The organism is Streptomyces sp. UH6, assembly GCF_013421635.1.
Lineage (GTDB): Bacteria > Actinomycetota > Actinomycetes > Streptomycetales > Streptomycetaceae > Streptomyces > Streptomyces abyssomicinicus.
On sequence record NZ_JACADT010000245.1, the window covers coordinates 1 to 6829 of the forward strand.

Sequence of the window (6829 nt, forward strand, 5' to 3'; positions counted from 1 at the left end):
GCGGTACCGGCGGGGGTGTCGAGCAGCAACAGCGCCGCCGCCAGCGTCACCACGGCCGAGGCCGACGCGGCCCTGCGCATCCTCCAGCGACCCACGAGTCCGCCTCCTGAGGTCGGGTGGCCGGCCGGCGGACCCGGAACGTCCGGCGGAGTGATCGGTCACCGGCCACAGCAAGAGTGGACCCGAGAGGGCGGGTGATCGCATCCGGGACGTCCGGGCGCACGGCCGCCTTCCTGGGGCCGCCGTTCCCTGAGGCCGCCGCCCTGCGAGGCTTCCGCCCCGCGGCGACGGGACAGCGGCGACGGGACCGTGGCGACGGGACCGTGGCGACGGGACCGCGGAGGGGCCGGAAAAGGACGGGCCCGGGCGGGGCGTGGCTGCTACCTATGGGGTGTCCACGGTGGGCGTGGCGGAAGGAGTCAGGCATGACGGCAGCGGCACTGGACGGAAAGGTCGCACTGGTCGCGGGGGCCACCCGGGGAGCCGGGCGCGGGATCGCGGTGGAGCTCGGGGCGGCGGGCGCGACGGTCTACGTCACCGGGCGGACGACCCGTGGAGCGAGGTCCGAGTACGGGCGGCCGGAGACGATCGAGGACACGGCGGAACTGGTGACCGAGGCGGGCGGCCGGGGGATCGCCGTGCCCACCGATCACCTGGTACCGGAACAGGTCCGCGGCCTCGTCGAACGGATCGACGCCGAGCAGGGCCGGCTGGACGTGCTGGTCAACGACATCTGGGGCGGCGAGCACCTCTTCGCGTGGGAGAGCCCCGTCTGGGAGCACGATCTCGACAAAGGGCTGCGGCTTCTCCGTCTCGCGGTGGAGACCCACGCCGTCACCAGCCACCACGCCCTTCCGCTGCTGCTGCGCCACCCGGGTGGTCTGGTCGTCGAGATGACCGACGGCACGGAGGAGTACAACGCGGCCCACTACCGGACCTCGTTCTTCTACGACCTCGCCAAGGCCTCCGTGCTGCGGATGGCCTTCGCCCTCGCCCACGAACTGGGGCCGCGCGGGGCGACCGCGGTGGCGCTCACTCCGGGGTGGATGCGGTCGGAGATCATGCTGGACCACTTCGAGGTCACCGAGGACAACTGGCGCGACGCCTTGGTCAAGGAGCCGCACTTCGCGATCTCGGAGACGCCGTACTTCGTGGGGCGGGCCGTGGCCGCGCTGGCCGCGGACCCGGAGGTGGGCCGTTGGAACGGGCGGTCCCTGTCGAGCGGCGGACTGGCCAAGGAGTACGGGTTCACCGACCGGGACGGCAGCCGGCCCGACGCCTGGAGGTACATCGTGGAGGTCCAGGACGCCGGACGGGAGGCGGACGTCACGGGTTACCGGTGACGGGAGCCGGGGCGGGCGGCTCCTTGGCGTGCTTGACCCCCGAGCGGGCCTCGACGGTGTCGGGGCCCTGCAGCCGGGTCCAGAACGGGTGGGTGGTGACGAACACCGCGAGCTCGTGCTCGCGGCGGCGCAGCTTCTCCACATAGGCCTGCTCGTCCGGTGTCCAGCCGGGGGAGGCGGGACGCTCGACCTTGCGCCAGCCGTTGTCGTCGTCGAAGCCGTCGTGGGGGTCGACGGACCAGGGGAGACGCTTCAGGAGGGCCGAGAGCTCGGCCCTGACCTGATGCAACTCCGTCTGACCGTCGAGCAGGTCGCTCGGAAAGTCGTAGGTCTTGGCCACACGGCAATGGTACGCCTGTTCGAATTAGCGAGGCGAGTTCGATCTAGTGATTTCGCTCGAACGGGTGTCCGGGAAACGTCCTCCGGTTGACCGGGGGAGAGCCACACTGGACGTATGTGTCGCAGCATCAAGACGCTCCGTCCGCCCGCGCTGCCGGGCGAGGCCACGGAGGAAGAAGTCAGGGCCGCCGCGCTGCAGTACGTGCGGAAGGTCTCCGGGTTCCGGGCGCCCGCGGCGCACAACCGTGAGGTGTTCGACGCGGCGGTGGACGCCGTCGCTGAGGCGACGGCGGAGTTGCTCGCCGGTCTGGAGGTGAGGGGGAGCAAGGCTCCGGCCGCGACGGCTTAGGCGGGTCGTCCGCGGGTGACCGCACGCCTGGCGGGCCAATGGGCCGGTGGGCCGGTGGGCCGGTGGGCCGTGGCCCGTGCCGTGGCCCGTGGGCTACGCGGCGCGGACCTCGTAGGTCGCGAGCCGGACCGTCTCGTCGTCCAGGCACTGCCCGGTGGCGAGGTCGAAGCGCTGCTTCAGCAGGGGGGAGGCGATGAAGGGCCGCCCCTGGTGGCTGCCGAGGAGGCCGCGGGAGAGCACGGCGGCGCCGGTGAAGGGGTCGCGGTTGTCGACGGCGTGGAGACGGCCCGCGCGGTCGAGGAAGACGGCGACCTGGTGGCCGCCGGGGAGGAGGGCGGCCACGCCGCGGCCGGGGACCAGGCGGTCCAGGCCGCAGACGGGCAGCCAGTCCTCGCCGGCCCTCAGCTGGACGAACGTGCCGATCAGGGTGGATGCGGCGGCGGTGGCGACGGCAGTGGTCATCGGGTCGCGGTCCCTTCCATCTCTCGGATGCCGATCTGGAGCAGCGGCAGGTTCGGCTTGATCTGGCCGCGTTCGGGAACGAACGCCACCGTCGGGTCGGGGGTCTCGGGGGCGTTGACGAAGGAGACGAAGCGCTCCAGCTTCTCCGGGTCCTCCAGCACCGCCGCCCACTCGTCGCGGTAGTGGGCCACGTGCGCGGCCATCAGCCGCTCCAGGTCGTCGCAGATGCCCAGCGAGTCGTGGACGACGACGTCGCGGACGTGGTCGAGGCCGCCGGGGATCCGGTCCAGCCACACCGAGGTGCGCTCCAGGCGGTCCGCGGTGCGGATGTAGAACATCAGGAACCGGTCGATCAGGCGGACCAGCTCCGCGTCGGAGAGGTCCTGCGCCAGCAGGTCCGCGTGGCGCGGGGTGGCGCCGCCGTTGCCGCCGACGTAGAGGTTCCAGCCGTTGGCGGTGGCGATCACGCCGAAGTCCTTGGACTGGGCCTCCGCGCACTCCCGCGCGCAGCCGGAGACCGCCGACTTCAGCTTGTGCGGCGAGCGCAGGCCCCGGTAGCGCAGCTCCAGGTCGATGGCCATGCGGACCGAGTCCTGCACGCCGTAGCGGCACCAGGTGGAGCCGACGCACGACTTCACGGTCCGCAGCGACTTGCCGTAGGCGTGGCCCGACTCGAAGCCGGCGTCCACCAACCGCGCCCAGATGCGCGGCAGCTGCTCGACGCGGGCGCCGAACATGTCGATCCGCTGGCCGCCGGTGATCTTCGTGTAGAGGCCGAAGTCGCGGGCGATCTCGCCGATCACGATCAGCTTCTCCGGGGCGATCTCCCCGCCGGGGATGCGCGGGACGACCGAGTAGGAGCCGTTCTTCTGGAGGTTGGCGAGGAAGTGGTCGTTGGTGTCCTGGAGGGCCGACTGCTCGCCGTCCAGGACGTGGGCGTCCGCGCCGATCGCCGGGGCGAGGGTGGCCAGCATGTTGGCGACGGACGGCTTGCAGATCTCGCAGCCGTCGCCGCCGCGGGCCTCCTCGCGGCCGTGGCGGTCCAGCAGCTCCCGGTAGGAGGTGACCCGCAGCGCCAGGACGATCTCGTACAGCTCCTCGCGGGTCTGGGCGAAGCAGCCGCACAGGCCCTTGTCGACCTCGACGCCGCTCGCCTCCAGCTCCGCCTCGACGAGCTGGCCCAGCACCTTCACGCAGGAACCGCAGCCGGTGCCGGCCTTGGTGCACTTCTTGACCTCGGGCACCGTCACGCACCGGTGGTCGGTGACCGCGCCACGGATCGCGCCCTTGGTGACGTTGTGGCAGGAGCAGATGATCGCCTCGTCCGGCAGGGCGGACGGCCCGAGCTGCGCGCCGCCGCCCGCCGCGCCCGCGGGCAGCACCAGGCTCTCCGGCGAGACGGGCGGGACGGACCCGGTGAGGGCCCGCAGCGTGCCGTACGCCTCGGCGTCGCCGACCAGGATGCCGCCCAGCAGGGTGCCGTCACGGCCGACGACCAGCTTCTTGTACAGACCGGCCCGGGAGTCGGAGTAGACGACGTCCAGGCAGCCGTCCGCCGTGCCGTGCGCGTCACCGAAGGAGGCGACGTCCACGCCGAGCAGCTTCAGCTTGGTGGACAGGTCCGCGCCGGTGAACTCCGCCTCCTCACGGGCGATGGCGGCCGCGGCGGTCTGCGCCATCTCGTAGCCGGGGGCGACCAGGCCGTAGACCCGGCCGTCGACGGCGAGCGCGCACTCGCCGATCGCGAAGACCCGGTCGTCGGAGACGGAGCGGCAGCTCGCGTCGACCGCGATGCCGCCGCGCTCGCCGACCTCCAGGCCGCAGTCGCGGGCCAGCTGGTCGCGGGGGCGGACACCGGCGGAGAACACCACCATGTCGACGGCGAGTTCGGAGCCGTTGGACAGCTTCATGCCGGTGACCGCGCCGTCCTCGCCGGTCAGCACCTCCTGGGTGCCCGCACCGGTGTGCACGGTGAGGCCCATCTCCTCGATGGTGCGCAGCAGGGCCGCGCCACCGCCGTCGTCGACCTGCACCGGCATCAGCCGGGGCGCGAACTCCACGATGTGGGCGTCCAGTCCGAGTCCCTTGAGGGCACCCGCCGCCTCCAGGCCGAGCAGGCCGCCGCCGACCACCGCGCCGGTGGTGGCGCGGGCCTTCGCCCACTCCTCGATGGCGAGCAGGTCCTCGATGGTCCGGTAGACGAAGCAGCCGTCCGCGTCCTTGCCGGGCACCGGCGGGACGAACGGGTAGGAGCCGGTGGCCAGGACGAGGGTGTCGTAGGAGACCGTCAGCCCCGAGCGGGCGGTGACGGTCCGCGCCTCGCGGTCGACCGACTCGGCCGGGTCGCCGAGGCGCAGCTCGATGCCGTGCTTCTCGATGAACTCCATGTCGGTCATGGAGAGTTCGTCGGCGCTGGTGCCGGAGAAGTAGGAGGTGAGGTGCACCCGGTCGTAGGCCGGGCGGGGCTCCTCGCAGAGCACGACGACGCGGTGCGTGGAGGTCAGCCCGCGCTCGGCCAGGGACTCCAGGAAGCGCTGGCCGACCATGCCGTGGCCGACGAGCACGATCGTGGGAGAGACCGTGACCGAGGGAGAGACCGTGGAAGAGTCCGTGGTGGGCATGGGCATCAGGAGCCTCCGTCGTTGGTGAGCAGGTGGAGCAGGGGGGACCCGGCGGAGGGAAGCGGCTCTGCTCCCTCCCAGGCGCGCGCCAGCGCGCCGACGGTCCCCAGTTCGCCGACCAGGACGCCGCCGACCAGCCGGTCCTCACGGACCACGACCTTGCGGTAGGTGCCGCGGGTGGCGTCGGCGAGCTGGACCACGTCGTCCCCCGGGAGCGGGGTGAGCTCGCCGAACGCCGCCAGGTCGAAGGGGCGGTCGGAGAAGAGCGTCAGCCGGGTGAGGGCCCGGGTGCCGGTGTAACGGGCGGCGCCGTCCCCCGCGAGGGACAGGGCGAGGACCTCGGCCTGTTCCAGGGCGGGGGTGGCCAGCCCGTAGACCTGGCCGTCGTGCTCGGCGCAGTCGCCGAGGGCCCGGATGTGCGGGTCGGAGGTGCGCAGTTCGTCGTCGACGACGACACCCTTGCGGACGTCCAGTCCGGCGCCCTGCGCGAGGCCCGTGCGGGGGCGGACCCCGCAGGCCAGCACCACCACGTCGGCGTCCAGGGCGTAGCCGTCGGCCATCTCGACCGACCGGACCTTGCCCTCGACCACCCGGACGTCGCGCACCCGCAGCTCGGTGTGGACCTCGACGCCCAGGTCCTCCAGGTGCCGCCGCACCAGCGCGGAGGCGGCCGGGTCGAGCTGCCGCTCCATCAGCCGCTCCGACTGCTGCGCCAGCACCACCTGCGCGCCCCGCTCGGCCAGCGCCCGGGCCGCCGACACGCCGAGCAGCCCGCCGCCCACCACCACCGCGCGGGTGCCGGGGCGGACCGCCGCCGACAGCTCCAGGCAGTCGTCCATGGTGCGGAACGCGTGCACCCCGCGGGGCAGCCGGTGGTCGCCGACGGCGAACAGTCCGCGCAGCGGCGGCAGCACCGGGTTGGAGCCGGTGGCCAGCACCAGGGTCCCGTAGGTCAGCTCCTGGCCGTCGTCGCAGTACAGACGCCGCGCGTCCCGGTCGATCTTCACCACCCGGGCCCGGACCAGACCGGCCGGGGCGGGCAGCTCGATCACCTCCGGCGCGTACCGGCCGGCCAGCACCTCGGCGAGCAGCACCCTGTTGTAGGGCCGGTGTCCCTCCTCGCCGACCAGGACCGCCGGCACGCCCAGCTCCCCGAGCCGGCGGGCGAGGCGCACCCCCGCGGGACCGGCCCCGATCACCACCACACGCTGTTGCGACGTCATACCCGGAAGAGTGCGGGGCGGGTGTTTCCCGACCGCATCCCTCCCGTTTCCCGCGGGGAACGCTGCCCTCAGCGGGGGAGGGCGGGCGCTGTGAGGGACCGCGGCGGCCGGGGCGGCGGGCTGGCATCATCGCCGCATGGACTCACGTGTGACCGGCATACCCGGGGTGGACGGCACCGAGAAGGTGGCCGTCGTGATCGATGTGATGCGCGCGTTCACCACCGCCGCGTGGGCGTTCCACCGCGGCGCCGACAGGATCGTCCTGGCCGCCGACGCCGACGAGGCCCTTGAGCTCAAGGCGGGGCATCCCGGCTGGCTCGCGCTCAAGGACGGCGCGCCGGCCCGCGGGTTCGACCTGGTCAACTCGCCCGGCCTGCTCCGCCAGGCCGAGCTGACCGGCCGCACCGTGGTGCAGAAGACCACGGCGGGAACGGTCGGGGCGCTGGCGGTCGTCGAGGCGGACCTCGCGCTGTGCGCGAGTTTCACCGTGGC

General features: G+C 73.1%; 7 protein-coding genes. 3 read left to right on the forward strand and 4 right to left on the reverse strand.

The window, feature by feature from the left end:
- Positions 1 to 425: 425 nt before the first annotated feature.
- Entirely contained in the window at positions 426 to 1343 is a 918-nt protein-coding gene (locus HW445_RS14255) for an SDR family oxidoreductase (RefSeq protein WP_180221393.1), read from the forward strand.
- On the opposite strand, the gene HW445_RS14260 is transcribed toward HW445_RS14255, so the two are convergent.
- Complete coding sequence (locus HW445_RS14260) at positions 1327 to 1683, reverse strand: hypothetical protein (RefSeq protein WP_180221394.1); 357 nt, start codon at positions 1681 to 1683, stop codon at positions 1327 to 1329. The two genes, HW445_RS14255 and HW445_RS14260, sit on opposite strands and share 17 nt — an antisense overlap.
- A gap of 114 nt (positions 1684 to 1797) precedes the next feature.
- On the opposite strand from HW445_RS14260, the gene HW445_RS14265 reads away from it, so the two are divergent.
- The gene (locus tag HW445_RS14265) at positions 1798 to 2031 is read left to right on the forward strand and encodes a DUF2277 domain-containing protein (protein ID WP_180221395.1); all 234 of its coding nucleotides are present in this window, start codon (positions 1798 to 1800) and stop codon (positions 2029 to 2031) included.
- A 93-nt stretch (positions 2032 to 2124) separates the two neighbouring features.
- Here HW445_RS14265 and nirD read toward each other — a convergent pair whose 3' ends face one another.
- From nirD to HW445_RS14280, 3 genes are read right to left on the reverse strand one after another with little or no spacing between them, the layout of a single operon-like run.
- Positions 2125 to 2493, reverse strand: a complete 369-nt coding sequence (gene nirD, locus HW445_RS14270; RefSeq protein WP_180221396.1) for a nitrite reductase small subunit NirD — start codon at positions 2491 to 2493, stop codon at positions 2125 to 2127.
- Positions 2490 to 5120 carry a nitrite reductase large subunit NirB gene (gene nirB, locus HW445_RS14275; protein ID WP_374939651.1) on the reverse strand — a complete coding sequence of 877 codons (2631 nt, stop codon included), beginning with the start codon at positions 5118 to 5120 and terminating at the stop codon, positions 2490 to 2492. The genes nirD and nirB overlap by 4 nt, the downstream gene beginning before the upstream one ends.
- Positions 5120 to 6337, reverse strand: a complete 1218-nt coding sequence (locus tag HW445_RS14280) for an NAD(P)/FAD-dependent oxidoreductase (protein ID WP_180221397.1) — start codon at positions 6335 to 6337, stop codon at positions 5120 to 5122. Before HW445_RS14280 ends, nirB begins: the two co-directional genes overlap by 1 nt.
- A 136-nt stretch (positions 6338 to 6473) precedes the next feature.
- On the opposite strand from HW445_RS14280, the gene HW445_RS14285 reads away from it, so the two are divergent.
- Positions 6474 to 6829: 2-phosphosulfolactate phosphatase (locus HW445_RS14285; RefSeq protein ID WP_180221398.1), on the forward strand; the 356-nt coding region annotated here is incomplete at its 3' end.